General features: G+C 68.2%; 15 protein-coding genes. 4 read left to right on the top strand and 11 right to left on the bottom strand.

All coding sequences use genetic code 11. The features are described 5' to 3' along the window. The 5 genes from xylB to ACQPYH_RS07695 are packed head-to-tail and all read right to left on the bottom strand — an operon-like array spanning window position 1 to window position 6,046. Entirely contained in the window at window positions 1–1,416 is a 1,416-nt protein-coding gene (xylB, locus tag ACQPYH_RS07715) for a xylulokinase (protein ID WP_432888476.1), read from the bottom strand. A 9-nt stretch (window positions 1,417–1,425) separates the two neighbouring features. Further along, a complete protein-coding gene (locus tag ACQPYH_RS07710) occupies window positions 1,426–2,889 on the bottom strand; it encodes a mannitol dehydrogenase family protein (protein ID WP_432888474.1) in 1,464 nt (487 codons plus the stop codon). Continuing rightward, on the bottom strand, window positions 2,886–3,731 hold the full coding sequence (locus ACQPYH_RS07705) for a carbohydrate ABC transporter permease (protein WP_432888472.1): 846 nt from the start codon (window positions 3,729–3,731) through the stop codon (window positions 2,886–2,888). The genes ACQPYH_RS07710 and ACQPYH_RS07705 overlap by 4 nt, the downstream gene beginning before the upstream one ends. Then, window positions 3,728–4,690 (bottom strand): carbohydrate ABC transporter permease, encoded by a 963-nt coding sequence (locus tag ACQPYH_RS07700; RefSeq protein WP_432888470.1) that lies wholly within the window; start codon window positions 4,688–4,690, stop codon window positions 3,728–3,730. Before ACQPYH_RS07700 ends, ACQPYH_RS07705 begins: the two co-directional genes overlap by 4 nt. A gap of 12 nt (window positions 4,691–4,702) precedes the next feature. Beyond that, complete coding sequence (locus ACQPYH_RS07695) at window positions 4,703–6,046, bottom strand: ABC transporter substrate-binding protein (protein WP_432888468.1); 1,344 nt, start codon at window positions 6,044–6,046, stop codon at window positions 4,703–4,705. Window positions 6,047–6,235: 189 nt separating this feature from the next. Between ACQPYH_RS07695 and ACQPYH_RS07690 the strand changes: the two genes are divergently transcribed. After that, on the top strand, window positions 6,236–7,201 hold the full coding sequence (locus ACQPYH_RS07690; protein WP_198681638.1) for a sugar-binding transcriptional regulator: 966 nt from the start codon (window positions 6,236–6,238) through the stop codon (window positions 7,199–7,201). Window positions 7,202–7,207: 6 nt separating this feature from the next. Next, the gene (locus ACQPYH_RS07685; RefSeq protein ID WP_432888466.1) at window positions 7,208–7,999 is read left to right on the top strand and encodes a phosphotransferase; all 792 of its coding nucleotides are present in this window, start codon (window positions 7,208–7,210) and stop codon (window positions 7,997–7,999) included. Here ACQPYH_RS07685 and ACQPYH_RS07680 read toward each other — a convergent pair. Further along, the gene (locus tag ACQPYH_RS07680) at window positions 7,959–8,387 is read right to left on the bottom strand and encodes a hypothetical protein (RefSeq protein ID WP_432888464.1); all 429 of its coding nucleotides are present in this window, start codon (window positions 8,385–8,387) and stop codon (window positions 7,959–7,961) included. The two genes, ACQPYH_RS07685 and ACQPYH_RS07680, sit on opposite strands and share 41 nt — an antisense overlap. A 59-nt stretch (window positions 8,388–8,446) precedes the next feature. Between ACQPYH_RS07680 and ACQPYH_RS07675 the strand changes: the two genes are divergently transcribed. Together ACQPYH_RS07675 and ACQPYH_RS07670 are read left to right on the top strand one after the other, a co-directional pair. Then, the gene (locus ACQPYH_RS07675; protein ID WP_432888462.1) at window positions 8,447–9,046 is read left to right on the top strand and encodes a uridine kinase family protein; all 600 of its coding nucleotides are present in this window, start codon (window positions 8,447–8,449) and stop codon (window positions 9,044–9,046) included. A 124-nt stretch (window positions 9,047–9,170) separates the two neighbouring features. Further along, window positions 9,171–9,815, top strand: coding sequence for a hypothetical protein (locus ACQPYH_RS07670; RefSeq protein WP_432888460.1), 645 nt, complete (start codon window positions 9,171–9,173; stop codon window positions 9,813–9,815). A gap of 5 nt (window positions 9,816–9,820) precedes the next feature. Here the strand turns inward: ACQPYH_RS07670 and ACQPYH_RS07665 are convergent, their stop codons facing one another. From ACQPYH_RS07665 to ACQPYH_RS07645, 5 genes are read right to left on the bottom strand one after another with little or no spacing between them, the layout of a single operon-like run. Further along, window positions 9,821–11,095 carry a thymidine phosphorylase gene (locus ACQPYH_RS07665; RefSeq protein WP_432888458.1) on the bottom strand — a complete coding sequence of 425 codons (1,275 nt, stop codon included), beginning with the start codon at window positions 11,093–11,095 and terminating at the stop codon, window positions 9,821–9,823. Continuing rightward, window positions 11,095–11,484: a cytidine deaminase gene (locus ACQPYH_RS07660; RefSeq protein ID WP_242000527.1), complete on the bottom strand. Its 390-nt coding sequence runs from the start codon at window positions 11,482–11,484 to the stop codon at window positions 11,095–11,097. The genes ACQPYH_RS07665 and ACQPYH_RS07660 overlap by 1 nt, the downstream gene beginning before the upstream one ends. Window positions 11,485–11,515: 31 nt before the next feature. Next, window positions 11,516–12,805 carry an ABC transporter permease gene (locus ACQPYH_RS07655; protein WP_432888456.1) on the bottom strand — a complete coding sequence of 430 codons (1,290 nt, stop codon included), beginning with the start codon at window positions 12,803–12,805 and terminating at the stop codon, window positions 11,516–11,518. Beyond that, window positions 12,802–14,007: an ABC transporter permease gene (locus ACQPYH_RS07650; protein WP_432888454.1), complete on the bottom strand. Its 1,206-nt coding sequence runs from the start codon at window positions 14,005–14,007 to the stop codon at window positions 12,802–12,804. Before ACQPYH_RS07650 ends, ACQPYH_RS07655 begins: the two co-directional genes overlap by 4 nt. Beyond that, the gene (locus tag ACQPYH_RS07645; protein WP_432888452.1) at window positions 14,008–15,558 is read right to left on the bottom strand and encodes an ABC transporter ATP-binding protein; all 1,551 of its coding nucleotides are present in this window, start codon (window positions 15,556–15,558) and stop codon (window positions 14,008–14,010) included. It abuts the gene before it with no gap. Window positions 15,559–15,615 lie beyond the last annotated feature (57 nt).

Raw genomic sequence — 15,615 nt, 5'->3', positions numbered from 1 at the left:
TCAGCTCCTGTTGTACGGGGACGACAGGAGCGGGCGGGTGTTCGTGAGGACCTGCTCGTAGTTGGCGCGGATCTTAGCGGCGTCGACGGTGATGGCGGGCTCGGGCTTGCCGACGGGGACCTGCCAGGTCGGGAGTGCGCCGGTGAGGGCCCACGCTGCTTGGCGGGCGGCGCCCAAGGCGACGTACTCGGCTGGTTCGGGGAGAACGACCTCGGCTCCCAGGAGGGCCGGGGCCAGGGCCTGTACTGCGCGGGAGCGGGCGCCGCCGCCGAGCAGGAGGACCCGGTGGACGGGGAGGCCCTGGGCGCGGAGTGCGTCGACCGCGTCGGCGAGGCCGCAGAGGAGGCCCTCGACTGCGGCGCGGGCCATCGTCGCGGGCTGCATGGTCGCGCGGGTGAGGCCGTAGATCAGGCCGGTGGAGTGCGGGAGGTCCGGCGTACGTTCGCCGTCCAGGAACGGGAGCAGCACCAGGCCGTCGCTGCCGGGTGAGGTGATCGCGGCCTCGTCGAACTCGGCCAGATCGAGGCCGAGCATGGTCGCGGTCGCCGACATCACGCGGGCCGCGTTCAGCGTGCAGACGAGCGGGAGGTATTCGCCGGTCGCATCCGCGAAGCCCGCAACCAAGCCGGTCGGGTCCGCGGTCGGATTGGCAGACCGCGCAAACGCCGTACCACTGGTCCCGAGCGAAACGGCAACATCCCCAGGCTGCAGATCAAGCCCCAACGCAGCCGCCGCGTTATCCCCGGTCCCAGCCCCCAGAGCTGCACCGAACGCCGTCTCCCCCACAATCTCAGCCGGCCCAGCAACCCGCGGCAACGCCAGCTGTCGACCGAACGCAAGCTCGACGAGGTCCGTCCGATAACTGTTCGTCGCCGCCGACCACCACCCGGTCCCCGACGCGTCACCGCGATCAGTGGTAATCCCGTCGATACCGGTCCGATCAGCCGCCAACCGATGCGTCATCCAGTCATGCGGCAGCACAACCGCCGCGGCTCGGGATGCAGCTTCCTTGTCCCGCACCCAGCGGAGCTTGGTGACCGTGAAGCTCGGCACCGGGACTGAGCCGATTGCTTCGGCCCACGCCTCGGGGCCGCCCAGTTCGGCGACGAGTTGTTCGGTGGCGTCGGCTGAGCTGGTGTCGTTCCAGAGGACGGCGGGGTGGACTACCTCGCCGGAGTCGTCCAGCAGGACCATGCCGTGTTGCTGGCCGCCTACCGCGATCGCCTGTACGCCGTCCAGCAGGCCGTCGGACGCGATCTCCCATGCCTTCCACCACTCGGCGGGGTCCACCTGGGTGGCGTCCGGGTGTGGCGCCCGGCCCTCGCGAACCACCGCGCCGGTCTCGGCGTCGCACACCAGAACCTTGGTCGCCTGGGTGGAGCAGTCCACCCCGGCGACCAGCCTCAGCTCAGTCATGCTCCGACGCTACAGGGCTTCGAGCGTGGCGCGGGCACCGATCTCGTGGAGCGACTTCAGAGCGGCCTCGTACTGCGTGACGAACCGCTCGTCCGACGCGAGATCCCCGAACAGATCCGGATCCGAGATGAACACCAGCGGATCCTCCCGGTTGTGCTGCGCCCGCTCGACCAGCTTGTCCCGCAGCCGGTCCACGACCTCGATCGCGCCGCCCTGCTCGTCCGTGCCCTCGGCGTACCGCGCCCACGACGCCACGACCAGCACCGAACGTTTGATCTCGCGATCGGCCGCCAGCTGCTCGCGCACCACCGGCAGCAACCACTTCGGGATCCGGTCCGAGCTCTCCGCGCACAGCCGCGCCAGCGTGTCCCGTACCTCCGGGTTCGCGAACCGCTCGATCAGCTGGTGCTTGTATCGATCAAGGTCGACCCCCGGCACCGGCGGCAGCGTCGGCGTACCTTCGTCGTCCATGTAGCCGAGCAGGAAGTCCACGAACAGCTTGTCCTGACACACCTCGTGCGCGTACCGATAGCCGGCCAGATACCCGAGGTAGCACAGCGCCTGGTGACTCGCATTGAGCAGCCGCAGCTTCATCAGCTCGTACGGCTCGACGTCCTCGACGATCTGTACGCCGACATCCTCGTACGACGGCCGGCCGAGGCCGAAGTCGTCCTCGAGCACCCACTGCGTGAACGGCTCGCACACCACCGGCCAGCCGTCCTCGACCCCGAACCGTTCGGCCAGCGCCTCCCGGTCCGCGTCCGTGGTCACCGGCGTGATCCGGTCGACCATGCAGTTCGGGAACTTGACCTCGGTCTCCAGGAACTCGGCGATATCCGCGTCCTTCAACCGGGCGAACGACGACAGCATCTTGCGTGCCACATGGCCATTGCCCGGGATGTTGTCGCATGACATCACGGTGAACGGCGGTACGCCGGCCGCCCGCCGCCGCGCGAGCGCCTCGACGATGAACCCGAACGCGCTCCCCGGCGTCGCACCCGGCTCCAGGTCGGCTGCCAGCGAGGGGTCGGACGCATCCAGCTCGCCCGTCACCTGGTTCACGTGATACCCGCCCTCGGTGATCGTCAACGACACGATCCGCGTCGCCGGGTCGACCATCCGGGCGAGCACCGCTTCCCGATCGTCCGGCGCGAACAGGTACCCGACGATCGACCCGATCACCCGAGGCTCGAGGGTTCCGTCGGGATGCTTGATCACCAACGTGTACAGGTGATCCTGCGCCGACAGGACGTCGTACATCCGCCGGTCCTGCGGCAGCACCCCGACACCGACGATCCCCCAGTCCAGCGCCTTCCCGTCACTCATCAGCCGGTCCAGGTACATCGCCTGATGCGCCCGGTGGAACCCTCCGACCCCGAAGTGCACGATCCCCGGCGTCACCGCCGTACGGTCGTAGGAGGGCACACCGATGTCATTGCCCAGGGCATCGAGAGCGGCGGTGGACAATTTCACTTGACCGCCCCCAGCGACAGACCCTGGACGAGCTTGTCCTGTGCGGCGAACCCGGCGATGAGCACCGGCAGCGACACCACGATCGACGCGGCACAGACTTTGGCGAGGAACAATCCTTGGCTGGTCACGAACCCAGTCAAGAACACCGGCGCGGTCTGCGCCACTGTGCCGGTCAGCACTCGGGCGAACAGCAGCTCGTTCCAGCTGAAGATGAAGCAGATCAGAGCGGCCGAGGCGATACCCGGTGTGACGACCGGTGCGACCACGGACCGCAGCGTGCGGGTCAGCGACGCCCCGTCGACGGAGGCCGCCTCGAGGATCTCGACCGGCACCTCGGACAGGAAGCTGCGCAGCATCCAGACCGCGATCGGCAGGTTCATCGAGGTGTACAGGATGATCAGCAGCCAGATGTTGTCCAGGAACCCGACCGACTGCGCGAACAGATAGATCGGCAGCAGGCCCGCCACCACCGGCAGCATCTTCGTGGACAGGAAGAAGAACAGCACGTCGGTCCACTTCTTCACCGGCCGGATCGACAGCGCGTACGCCGCCGGGAACGCGAGCAGGATGACCAGCGCGGTGGACAGGATACTCGCGGTCAGCGAGTTCGCGATCGACGGCCATGGTCCGCTGTCGAAGAACGACCGGTAGCCGTCGAGCGTCAGCGGCGCCGCGACATCCGGCGGGTTCTTCGCCGCGTTCTCCTCGGAGTGGAACGACGTCAGCAGCATCCACAGCACCGGGAGCACGAACAGGATGCCGACGATCCAGGCCACCCCGGACAGGACGAACCCACCACCGCGATTCTTCTTGCCGGTCACGATCGTGACTTGGCCGCTCATTTGCCGGTCTCCTCTCGGAACAGCGTGGACACCGACCGCAGCGCGAACGTCGCGATCGCGATCGTGCCGATCACCACGATGACGCCGGCGGCGGAAGCGCGGCCGTAGTCGTGTGCGGTGTAGAAGGTCTGGTAGATCGTGTACGGGAGGTTCGCCGTACCGAGGCCGCCGGACGTGATCGTGAAGACCGCGTCGAAGTTCTGGACGACGTAGATCGAGCCGAGCAGCGCGGACAGTTCGAGGTACTGCCGCAGGTGCGGGAGCGTCATGTAGCGGAAGATCTCCCACTGGTTCGCGCCGTCGATCCCGGCCGCCTCGATCACGTCGAGCGGACGGCTCTGCAGACCGGCCAGCAGGATCAGCATCATGAACGGCGTCCACTGCCAGACCAGCGCGAAGATGATCGACCACAGCGGCTGGTTGCTGATCCAGTCCGGCTGCGGCGCGTTGTCACCGAAGATCCACTTCAGCACGCCGTTGAACAGGCCGTACGTCGGGTTGTACAGCGCGTGTTTCCACAGCAGCGCCGCGGCGACGGGCACGACCAGGAACGGCGTGATCATCATCGTCCGGACCGCACCGCGGCCGCGGAACTTGCGGTCCAGCAGCAGTGCGATCAGCAGACCGAGCACGAGGCTGATCAGGACGACGCCCGCGGTGAGCAGGATCGTCACCCAGATCGCGTGCCGGGTGTTCACGTCGGTCAGCACCCGGCGGAAGTTGTCGATCCCGGCGAACCCGCGCTCGTCGGGGTAGTAGGCGTTCCAGTTCATGAACGACACGATGATCGTGACCACGAACGGCAACTGGGTCACGATGATCATGAACACCAGGGCCGGCAGCAACGGTCCGCGCCGGGCCCAGTCACCGGCCTTGCGCATGATCGTGCCCTCCGAGCCCGGCGGCGTCGTACGCCGGTTCGGCTTCACGGCCGCGGGCTTCTTGGCGTCAACGGACATGAGCCGCACCCCTCACTTCGCTGCGCGCGAGCGGTACCGCTCGGCGACGTCGTCGGCGAGCGTCTGCCCGCGTTTCAAAGCCTTGTCGACGCTCATCCGCCCGGCGATCGCCGAGCTCACGTCCTGACTGACCTGGGTCCCGAGGTCCGGGAACTCCGGGATGTCGACGAACTGGATCCCCGGCGCCGGCCGCGGCTGGACACCCGGGTTCTTCGGGTCGGCGTTCTCGATCGCCGACTTGGTCGGCTCCGCGAACGCGGCCGCATCCTTCACGTACTCCGGGATCTCGTACGTCGACGCGCGCTTACCGGCCGGAACGTTGGACCAGCCAACCTTCTCGCCGACGAGCTTCTCGTAGTCCTTGCCGGAGGCCCAGGAGATGAACTTCCAGGCGTTGTCCTTCTTCTTCGAGGCTTCCTGGATGCCCCAGGCCCACGCGTACAGCCAGCCGGAGCTGTCGGTCTTCACGACCGGAGCCGGCGCGTAGCCCATCTTGCCCTTGACGGGCGAGTTCGGCGCCTCGAGCGAGCCGGCCGCCGAGGTTGCGTCGTACCACATCGCGACGTTGCTCTGGATGGTGTTGTTCAGGCACTCGGTGAAGCCGGCCTGCGGGGCGCCCGCCTCGCCGTGCGCGCGGACGAGGTCGACGTAGAACTTGGTCGCCTCGGTGAACTCGGGTGCGTTCACCTGGGCCTGCCAGTCCTGGGTGAACCAGGTGCCGCCGAAGGTGTTCACGACGGTGGTGAGCGGGGCGAAGAGCTGGCCCCAGCCGGGCTGGCCGCGCAGGCAGATGCCGCGCATCCCGGGCTGGGCGTTGTCGACCTTGGCCGCGATATCCGCGACCTGCTGCCAGGTCGGCTTGGCCGGCATCGTCACGCCCTTGGAAGCCAGGATGTCCTTGCGGTACATGAGGAACGACGACTCGCCGTAGAACGGTTCGCCGTAGATCTTGCCGTCGTCCGCGGTCATCGACTGGGTCATCGGCTTGAGGATGTCGTCCTGGTCGAACGACGAATCCTTGGCGATGTAGTCCGACAGCGGGGCGATCCACTTGCTCTTGGCATAGATCGGGATCTCGAAGTTGCTGACCGACGCCACGTCGTACTGACCGGCCTGGCTGGAGAACTCCTGGCTGATCTTGTCCCGGACGTCGTTCTCCGGGAGCACGGTGAAGTTCACGTGGATGCCGGTCTGCTTGGTGAAGTTGTCGGCGGTGAGTTTCTGCAGGTCGACCATCTGCGGGTTGTTCACCATCAGCACGTTGATGCTGTAGGCGCTGTCGCCGCCACCGGCGCCACCACCCCAGCCGGCGCACCCGCTGGCCGCGCTCAACACCAGCGCGACACCGACCGCCATAAGCCTTCTTCCGGGCACTAGCCGCTCCTTCGGTCCGCGAACCCCCGCCCCGCCGAGCGAAGCGAGGCGGGGCAGGTGGTCTTCGTCGCCCCGCTCATTTGAGCAAGGGTGCGCTCACAGGATGAGTGAACTAGGAAGGGACTTGACCTGTCAAGGGTCTGTGCAACACTTGGGTCCGATGGTGCTCATATGAGCGGGGAGGCTTTGATGGAGTCCTTCGGGCCGGCGCAGCTGGTGCTCACCGCGTCGATCGCGCGGCGGTACTACGTCGACGGGCGGTCGAAGGTGGAGATCGCGGACGAGTTCCGGCTCAGTCGGTTCAAAGTCGCGCGATTGCTCGACCAGGCGCGCAGCAGTGGGCTGGTGCGGATCGAGATCAGCCACCCCGGGGCCATCGACCTGGAGCTGTCGGTCCAGCTGCAGGAGGCGCTCGGCCTGCGGCGGGCGATCGTGGTCGACACACCTGAGGTCGACGAGCCGGCTCTGCGGACCCAACTCGGCAAGGCGGCCGCTGATCTCTTGTCGGAGATCGTCACCGCAGAGGACGTCCTCGGCCTTGCGTGGGCTCGTGCGGTGACCGCGATGACCGAGCAACTGACGACGCTCGCCCCTGTGCCGGTCGTCCAACTCACGGGTGCGCTCACTCGGCCGGACGTCGAGGCGAACTCTGTAGAGCTCGTACGCCACACGGCGCGCTTGTCCGGCGGACCGGCGTACCTGTTCTATGCGCCGCTGGTCGTGCCCGATGCGGCGACGGCGCGGGCGTTGCGGCAGCAGCCGGAGGTCGCGGAGGCGATCAGCCACTTCGACTCGGTCAGCAAGGCCGTGGTCGGGCTCGGCTCGTGGGCGGCCGGGCAGTCGACGCTGTACGACGCGATGGACGAGAAGGCCTGCGAACAGCTGGAGAAGCGCGGCGTGGTCGCGGACATCTCCGGGGTGTTCGTGGATGCGGACGGCGAGCCGGTGCAGAGCCGCGTCACCGATCGGGTGATCGCGATCAACGCCGAGCAGATGGACAAGATCGACGAGGTGATCGCGATCCCGTACGGGCTGGCGAAGGTCGCCGCGGTGCGCGCCGCCGTACGCAGCGGGCTGGTCAACGGGATCGTTACCCACGCACCTCTGGCGAAGGCCCTGCTGAACGAGACAAACTGACCCGCGATGCCCTTGCCCGAGGTTGAGACCCAGTTGCCCGGCGGTACTGCGAACCGTGGGCTGGTCGTGCGGGTCGCGAACACCGTCCGTCGTCCGCTGCGTCCCAGCAGCCTGGCGACGCATGCGTTGCTCGAGCACCTGGAGCGGGTCGGGTTCGAGGGCGCACCGCGGTTGCTCGGGATCGACTCGCAGGGGCGAGAGGTGTTGTCGTACCTGCCCGGCGAGACGGTCACCACGCCGTACCCGGACTGGTCGATGACCGACGAGGCGCTGGACAGCGTGGCGCACCTGCTGCGGACGTACCACGAGGCGGTCGCGGACTTCCGGCCCGTCGGGTTGAAGTGGGCCGAGCCGGTGCCGTCGGCGTACGTCACCGGGCTGATCAGCCACAACGACCCGAACCTGGACAACGTGGTCTTCCGTGACGGCCTCGCGGTCGCCCTCATCGACTTCGACCTCGCCGGCCCCGGCTCGCCCCTCTGGGACGTCGCCACCGCGGTCCGCCTGTGGGCGCCGCTCCGCCCCGACGCGGACATCCACGACGTGCGCCGAGGCCGCTCCTTCACCCGCCTACGCCGCTTCGCCGACGCCTACGGCCTGACCGGCCCCGACCGCCTCCGCCTGGTCGACGCAGCCGCCGACAACCACATCTGGTGCATGGCCTACGTCCGCCAAGGCGCCGAATCCGGCCACCCCTGGTTCCACCAACGCTGGACCACCGGCGAGTCAGAACTAACCAACCGCACCAACACCTGGTTCACCGAAGCGGCGGCCGACCTTCGTCGGGCGCTCCTGTGACCGCTTCCGCCACCCCCTCGTCGTACTTCTCCTTCAGCCGATTGACCCAGTGCGGAATGAAGACCGCCGTCGCAGTCGGGAACGGCGAGATCCCTTCGGCGTCGGTCAGCAGCGACAGCACGAACATGACCGCGGCGAGGCCGACGACGAGGGCCCAGCCGTTGCGGCAGATCCATGGCCCAGACTGGCCTGCCAGCCCCCGCCGAGTCACCGCGCCTACGGCGAACAGCAGCCCGTTGAGCGCGAACACGATCGCACTGGCGATCTGCAACCACCGCTCGGCGTCGGCGTACGCCCCGAACGGCCGAAGGACCAGCACAACGGCGGACGCGAGCCACCCAGCCGCGATCAGCGCGTAGAAGGCGGCGCCCAGCTTCATCTTCGGCATGACTGATTATCGGTGGGTGGGATTGGCCGTTACTGCACCGGCTGGCGGAGAATGTGGGGGTGCGTTCACGGGTGGTGTTGTTGGCGGGGCCTTCGGGGGCGGGGAAGTCGCGGCTGGCGGAGTTGGTGGGGTTGCCGGTGGTGCGGCTGGACGACTTCTACCGGGACGGGGACGACGAGGCGATGCCGCGGTCTTCGCTCGGGATCGTCGATTGGGACGACCCACGGTCCTGGGACGGCGAGCGTGCGGTCGCGGCGCTCGAGCAGTTGTGTACGACGGGGGCCGCGGACCTCCCGATCTACGACATCGCCGCCGACGGCACCGTCGGTCACCGGCCTGTCACCACCGGCGGTTCCGCGCTGATCGTTGCTGAGGGCATCTTCGCCGACCAGATCGTCGGCGCGCTCCGGGATCGCGACCTGCTCGCCGCCGCGATCTGCGTCCGTCACCACCGGCTCGTCACGTTCTTCCGCCGCTTCCAGCGCGACCTCCGCGAGCGCCGCAAACCCCCGCTGACGCTGCTCCGGCGCGGGCTCCTGCTGCTCCGCGACGACCCCGCCGTCGTACGGCGCTGCGTCGAGGCCGGCTGCGAACCACTCCATCCGAAGGCCGCCCGCCGCCGGATCGAGACGCTTCTCACTCCGTCGACGTCCCAATAAAACAAGACTGTTTGCCTGGAGTTAACCAACTTCTGATGGCATCGGCCTCGGAACTGTCGGATGCGCTCGGGGGCGAGTAGCTGGACGGAGAGGGACCGTGACGCGGACTGCGCGGAGTCAAGCCGTGGGCGCTGCCGTTGTAGTAACCGCTTTGCTGCTGACTGTGACTGCCTGCGGCAGTGAGGACGGTGCGTCGGCCACCGCCGCCGAGACCCCCGCAGCCAAGCATTCGCTGTCGGGCCCGGCCCAGAAGGCGACGGGCTCGCTCGCCGGCCTCGCCGTACTGCCCCGCGGCTATGTCGCGGACCCGCGCGCCAACGTCACCGGCCCGTTCACCGCGACCGGCTTCCTGAACACCTGGTCCGCCGACCCCGCGTTGGACCGTGCCCTGCTGCTGAACGCGAGCTTCGTCGAGGGGTACCGCGCGTCCCGGCTGAGCCCCGACAAGAAGAAGCGCTTCACGCTGCAGCTGTTCAAGACCGGCTCGGCCAGCAAGGCCGTGGCCCTCCAGAAGGGCTTCTGGAACCAGGACGCCCACGAGCACCCGTTCAACCTCCCCGGCGCGCTCTCCGACGCCCGGGTCGAGTTCGACGGCGGCACCTCCCAGTCCACCGCCGTCGCCGAGGTCAGCCTCGCCGTCGGGCCGATGGTCGTCGAGATCAGCGTCCGCGAGGTTGGTCCCATAGGCAGCAATCTCACCCCGGACACCGCCCTCGTCACGGCGCTCGCGAAGGACCAGCGAGCCCGCTTCACCGCAACCTCCAGCTGAAGCCCTTAACCGATCCGGTCTATCACCAACGGACCTGGTTCATAGGAGTCCGCGATCGCTACCGCGTCGGTCAGAGACTCCAGCGCACGCTCGATCCGGCTCGGGTCATCCGTATGAAGGGTCAGCAATGGCTGACCTTCCTGCACCTGATCGCCCGGCTTCGCATGCATCTCGACCCCGGCCACCGCTGACACCGGGTCCTCCTTGCGAGCCCGGCCGGCCCCGAGCCGCCACGCAGCCACACCAACAGCCAGCGCATCGAGCTTGGACAGCGTGCCAGACGCAGGAGCCGGTACGACGTGTTGCTCCGGCGCGACCGGGAGCTCCGCGGACGGATCGCCGCCCTGAGCCGAGATCATCGCGCGCCAGGCGTCCATCGCCGTACCGTCGTTGAGCTTCTCGGCCGGGTCGACGTCGGTCACGCCGGCCGCGGCGAGCATCTCCTTGGCCAGGGCAACGGTCAGCTCGATCACATCGGCGGGACCGCCGCCGGCCAGCACCTCGACCGACTCACGGACCTCGAGCGCGTTGCCCGCGGTCAGACCGAGCGGGACTGACATGTCGGTGAGCAAGGCAACGGTCTTCACGCCGGCATCGGTGCCCAGCGCAACCATCGTCTCGGCGAGTTCGCGCGCGTCGGCCAGATCCTTCATGAACGCGCCGGAGCCGACCTTCACGTCCAGCACCAGCGCGCCGGTGCCCTCGGCAATCTTCTTGCTCATGATCGAGCTGGCGATCAGCGGGATCGCCTCGACCGTGCCGGTCACGTCACGGAGCGCGTACAGTTTCTTGTCGGCCGGAGCCAGGCCGTCTCCGGCCGCGCAGATCACCGCGCCGACGTCCTCCAGCTGCCGCATCAGCTCGTCGTTCGACAGTGCGGCCCGCCAGCCCGGGATCGACTCGAGCTTGTCCAGCGTGCCGCCGGTGTGGCCGAGGCCCCGGCCCGACAACTGCGGTACGGCGACCCCGCACGCCGCCACCAAAGGTGCCAGCGGCAACGTGATCTTGTCGCCGACACCGCCGGTCGAGTGCTTGTCCGCGGTCGGCCGGGACAGCTTGCCGAAGTCCATCCGCTCGCCGGACGCGATCATCGCCGCGGTCCAGCGGGCGATCTCGCGCCGGTTCATCCCGTTCAGCAGGATCGCCATCGCGAGCGCGGACATCTGCTCGTCGGCAACTTCGCCCTTGGTGTAGGCGTCGATCACCCAGTCGATCTGCCCGTCGCTCAGCTCGCCCTTGTCCCGCTTGGCCCGGATGACATCCACCGCGTCGAAACTCATCAGTTCTCCAAGTCCTCCGGCCCGAACGCGTCGGGCAGCAACTCACGCAACGGGCGCGGTCCGGTCGGCGTCTCGAGGAGCAGGCCGGGCCCGCCGTTCTCATGTAGCAGCTGGCGGCAGCGCCCGCACGGCGTCAGCAGATCCCCGTGGTGATCCACACAGCTGAACGCCACGAGTCGCCCGCCGCCGGTCCGATGCAGCTCGGAAACCAGCCCGCACTCCGCACACAACGTCAGCCCGTACGAGGCGTTCTCGACATTGCACCCAGCAACAACCCGCCCGTCATCCACCAACGCCGCGGCCCCCACAGCAAACCCGGAGTACGGCGCGTAGGCCCGCCCCATCACCTCTACAGCAGCAGCCCGCAGCTGCACCCAGTCCACGTCCACCACTTCAGCATCCCCCATCACACCACCCGGGCTATTCGGTGACGTAGGGCTCACCGTCGGCCTTTGGTGCTCTCACTCTGCCTACCAGCCCGGCTACGGCGATGATCGTGGCCAGGTACGGGGCCATCAGCAACAGTTCGCCCGGGATCGGGGTCTGGATGATCTGCAGTTGCGACTGCAACTGGGTGGCGAAGCCGAAGAACAGCGCCGCGACCGTCGCGCCGATCGGGTGCCAGCGGCCCATGATCAGCGCGGCCAGGGCGATGAACCCGTTGCCCGCGGTCATCTCCTTCGAGAACGAACCGGCGTACCCGACCGTGAAGAACGCGCCGCCGAGCCCCGCCAGGATGCCGGCCGAGAGTACGGCGGAGTACCGGATCCGCTTGACGTTGATACCGACCGTGTCGGCGGCCTTCGGGTGCTCGCCGACCGCGCGGATCCGCAGGCCCCACCGCGTCTGGAACAGCACGAACGTGACGACCGCGACCGCGAGATAGGTCAGATACACCAGGATCGTCTGGTTGAACAGGATCGGGCCGAAGAACGGGATGCTGGCCAGACCGGGGATCTTCACCGCCGACAGCACTTCCGGCGTGTTCAGTTTGTTCGCGTCCGGTTGCAGGAACTCGTCGAAGAGGAAGCCGGTGATGCCGGTCGCGAAGACCACCAGCACGACACCGAGCACGACCTGGTTGACCAGGTACTTGATCGAGAACACCGCGAGCAGCGCAGCCATCAGCACGCCGGTCGCGGCCGCGGCGATCAGCGCGGCCGCGGCGCTTCCCGTCGTACTGGAAACGACGGCCGCGGTGAACGCGCCGGTCAGGAACTGGCCCTCGATCGCGATGTTGATGACGCCGGCCCGCTCGGACAGCACACCGGCGAGCGCGCCGAGGATCAGCGGGGTGGCGAAGTTCAGCGTGCCCTGGAACTGGTTCGCCAGCGGGAACGTCTTGCCCGCCGAGGCCCAGCACAGGAACGCGCCGATGAAGCAGATGCCGAGCAGCGCTGCCAGCCAGCCGGCGTACCGCTGCGGAACCCGGCGGACGACGTACGCGGCGGCCGCGGCGACGCCGAGGATGCCGAGCAGCAGACCGACCGCCTGCGCGGGCAGATGCAGCAGGTTGTTCTGCAGATCGCCGGAGACCAGCTGGAACGTCGCTTTGCCGCTCTTGGTGAAGATCGCCAGCAGCAGACCGATCAGCGCGAACACCAGCATCAGGCCGCCGACCCGCAACCGCCGGGTCCGATCGGCCGGCGCCTCGATGACCTTGGGCTTCGCGGGCGCCGCGGGCACCGCGTCGGGAGTCGTCTCGGTCATCCGTTCCAGCCTTTCGCGAGGACGGCGCCGGCGCCGCGTTCCTTGGGCAGGAAGCGGAAGATCGAGCGCACCAGAGCCGGGGCCGCCACGAACAGCACGATCACGGCCTGCAGGACCGTGGTCAGCGTCAACGGGGTCTGCGTGATCAGCTGCATCTGCAGACCGCCCGCGTTCAGAGCGCCGAACAACAGACCGGCGAGGACCGTGCCGAGCGGTGTGCCGCGGCCGAGCAGCGCGACCGTGATCGCGTCGAAGCCGACCGATGCCGCGACGCCGTCGGTCAACGGCAGGTCCGTCCCGAGCACCTGCTGGGTCCCGGCCAGACCGGCGAGCGCGCCCGCGACGACCATCGCGATGATGTACGCCCGGCCGACCGACATACCCGCTGTCCGGGATGCGTCGGCGTTCGCTCCGACGGCACGCAGCTCGAAGCCGATCGTCGACCGGTTCAGCAGCCACCAGACGAAGATCGCGGCGAGCACCGAGAGGATGAAGCCGCCGTGCAGCCGGGTGTCGCCGAACTGCGGGTACTGCGCGTTGGCGTCGACGATCGGCGAGATCGGGTCGGTCCGCCCGGGCCGCTGGAACGCGGACGTGGTCAACAGCCAGGCGAGCAGATAGATCGCGACGTAGTTCAGCATGATCGTCACGATCACCTCGTGCGCGCCGGTGCGGGCCTTCAGCACTCCGACGATGCCGCCCCACAGCGCGCCGCCGAGCAGACCGGCGAGGATCGCCACGATCAGGTGCAGACCGGGCGGCAGGTGCCAGGCGAACCCGACGTACGCCGCCAGGATCGCGCCGGCGATCAGCTGGCCCTGCGCGCCGATGTTGAACAGTCCGGTGCGGAACGCGAGCGAGACCGCCAGACCGCCGCAGATCAGCGGGGTTGCCTGGGTCAACGATTCGCTGATCGCGGTGACCGAGCCGAACGCGCCGAGGGCGAGCGCCTTGTAGGCCTCACCGACGGCGCTCGCGGCCGCGGAGACGGTGTCCATCGGCGCGGCGCCGAAGTACCCCATGGCGGTCTTCACCTGGTCGTCGCTGACGATGATCAGGATCGCCCCGACCACCAGCGCCAGCACGATCGCGCTCAGCGAGACCAGGCCCTGGATCGCCCACGACGGCAGGCCGGAGCGCTGCGGTTCCTTGGCCGGTACGGGCGCGGCGGGCTCCGGCTCGACCGTTGTGTCTGTGCTCATCTAGATGGTTCCCAACGTGGTCGGGTTCTCGATCGCGACGTCGTGCGCCTCGGACTTGGAGGCGCCGGCCATCATCAGGCCGAGCTCGTCGCGCGGGGTGTCGGCCGGTACGACGCCGACCACCTTGCCGCGGTACATCACCGCGACCCGGTCGGTCAGCGCGGCGATCTCGTCCAGCTCGGTGGACACGATCAGGACGGCGGTGCCGTTGTCACGTTCCTCGACGATCCGGGTGTGCAGGAACTCGATCGAGCCGACGTCGACACCACGGGTCGGCTGCGAGGCGACCAGCAGCTTCAGCGGCCGGGACAGCTCGCGGGCCAGCACGACCTTCTGCTGGTTACCGCCGGACAGCGACGACACCGGCAGGTCGATGCTCTGGGTGCGGATGTCGAACTCCGCCACCCGCGCCTCGGCGTTCTTCTCGATCTCGTCGGTCCGCAGCGCCAGCCCGTTGCCGAACGGCGCGTTGCGGAACAGGTCGAGGATCAGGTTCTCGGCGACCGTGAACGAGCCGACGAAGCCGTCGTGGGCGCGGTCCTCCGGGACGTACCCGATACCGGCGTCCAGCCGCTGTCTGGTCGACCTGCCGGTCAGGTCCTCGCCGTCCAGCGAGATCTTCCCGGCCGCGATCTGGATCAGCCCCAGCAGCGCCTCGGCGAGCTCGGTCTGACCGTTGCCCTGGACACCGGCCACCGCGAGGATCTCGCCGGCCCGGACTTCCAGGTCCACGTCGTCGACGGCGGTGAACCCGCGCTCGTCGATCACGGTCAGCCCCTCGACCCGCAGTACGACGTCCTTCGGCTGGGCCGGCTCCTTGTCGACGACCAGGTCGACCGCGCGGCCGACCATCAGCTCGGCGAGCTGCTCCTCGGTCTCCGACGGCTCGGCCTGACCGACCACCTTGCCACGGCGGATCACGGTGATCTTGTCCGCGATCGCCTTGACCTCTTTGAGCTTGTGGGTGATGAAGACGATCGACGTGCCGTTCTCCTTGAGCTGGCGCATGACCTCGATCAGCTCGTCGATCTCCGCCGGGGTCAGTACCGCGGTCGGCTCGTCCAGGATCAGCACCCGGGCGTCGTTGCTGAGCGCCTTGATGATCTCCACCCGCTGCTGCACGCCGACCGGGATGTCCTCGACCAGCGCCTCCGGGTCGACCTCGAAGCCGTACCGGTCGGACAGCTCGGTGACCAGGGCGTCGGCCTTCTTCCGGTCCAGGACGCCGCCGGCCCGGGTGTTCTCCCGGCCGAGCATGATGTTCTCGGCGACGGTGAACACCGGGACCAGCATGAAGTGCTGGTGCACCATGCCGATACCGTGCTTGATCGCGTCACTCGGCGAGGTGATCTTCACCTTCTCGCCGTCGATCAGGATCTCGCCCTCGTCGGGCTGCAGCATCCCGTAGAGCATGTTCATCAGCGTGCTCTTGCCGGCTCCGTTCTCGCCGAGCAGGCAGTGGATCTCGCCCGGTTCGATCACCAGGTCGATGTGGTCGTTGGCAACCAGCGAGCCGAAGCTCTTGGTCAGGCCGGACAGCTCGAGATGCATGCGGGCAGCCTCCCCTTCAGACGGCGAGCCAGGAAGGCTGGGACCGGTGGGTCCGCT

The sequence above is a fragment of the Kribbella sp. CA-245084 genome (assembly GCF_050942355.1).
Classification (GTDB): Bacteria; Actinomycetota; Actinomycetes; order Propionibacteriales; family Kribbellaceae; genus Kribbella.
Note: the sequence above shows the minus strand (reverse complement) of the source record. Positions and strands in the feature narration are given on the sequence as shown.

Excerpts from the sequence above, each read along its gene's own strand:
- ACQPYH_RS07645 (WP_432888452.1), bottom strand. The coding sequence starts at position 15,558 with ATGCATCTCGAGCTGTCCGGCCTGACCAAGAGCTTCGGCTCGCTGGTT.
- ACQPYH_RS07655 (WP_432888456.1), bottom strand. The coding sequence starts at position 12,805 with ATGACCGAGACGACTCCCGACGCGGTGCCCGCGGCGCCCGCGAAGCCC.
- ACQPYH_RS07690 (WP_198681638.1), top strand. The coding sequence starts at position 6,236 with ATGAGCGGGGAGGCTTTGATGGAGTCCTTCGGGCCGGCGCAGCTGGTG.
- ACQPYH_RS07705 (WP_432888472.1), bottom strand. The coding sequence starts at position 3,731 with ATGAGCGGCCAAGTCACGATCGTGACCGGCAAGAAGAATCGCGGTGGT.
- ACQPYH_RS07685 (WP_432888466.1), top strand. The coding sequence starts at position 7,208 with ATGCCCTTGCCCGAGGTTGAGACCCAGTTGCCCGGCGGTACTGCGAAC.
- xylB (WP_432888476.1), bottom strand. The coding sequence starts at position 1,416 with ATGACTGAGCTGAGGCTGGTCGCCGGGGTGGACTGCTCCACCCAGGCG.
- ACQPYH_RS07650 (WP_432888454.1), bottom strand. The coding sequence starts at position 14,007 with ATGAGCACAGACACAACGGTCGAGCCGGAGCCCGCCGCGCCCGTACCG.
- ACQPYH_RS07695 (WP_432888468.1), bottom strand. The coding sequence starts at position 6,046 with ATGGCGGTCGGTGTCGCGCTGGTGTTGAGCGCGGCCAGCGGGTGCGCC.
- ACQPYH_RS07665 (WP_432888458.1), bottom strand. The coding sequence starts at position 11,095 with ATGAGTTTCGACGCGGTGGATGTCATCCGGGCCAAGCGGGACAAGGGC.
- ACQPYH_RS07680 (WP_432888464.1), bottom strand. The coding sequence starts at position 8,387 with ATGCCGAAGATGAAGCTGGGCGCCGCCTTCTACGCGCTGATCGCGGCT.
- ACQPYH_RS07700 (WP_432888470.1), bottom strand. The coding sequence starts at position 4,690 with ATGTCCGTTGACGCCAAGAAGCCCGCGGCCGTGAAGCCGAACCGGCGT.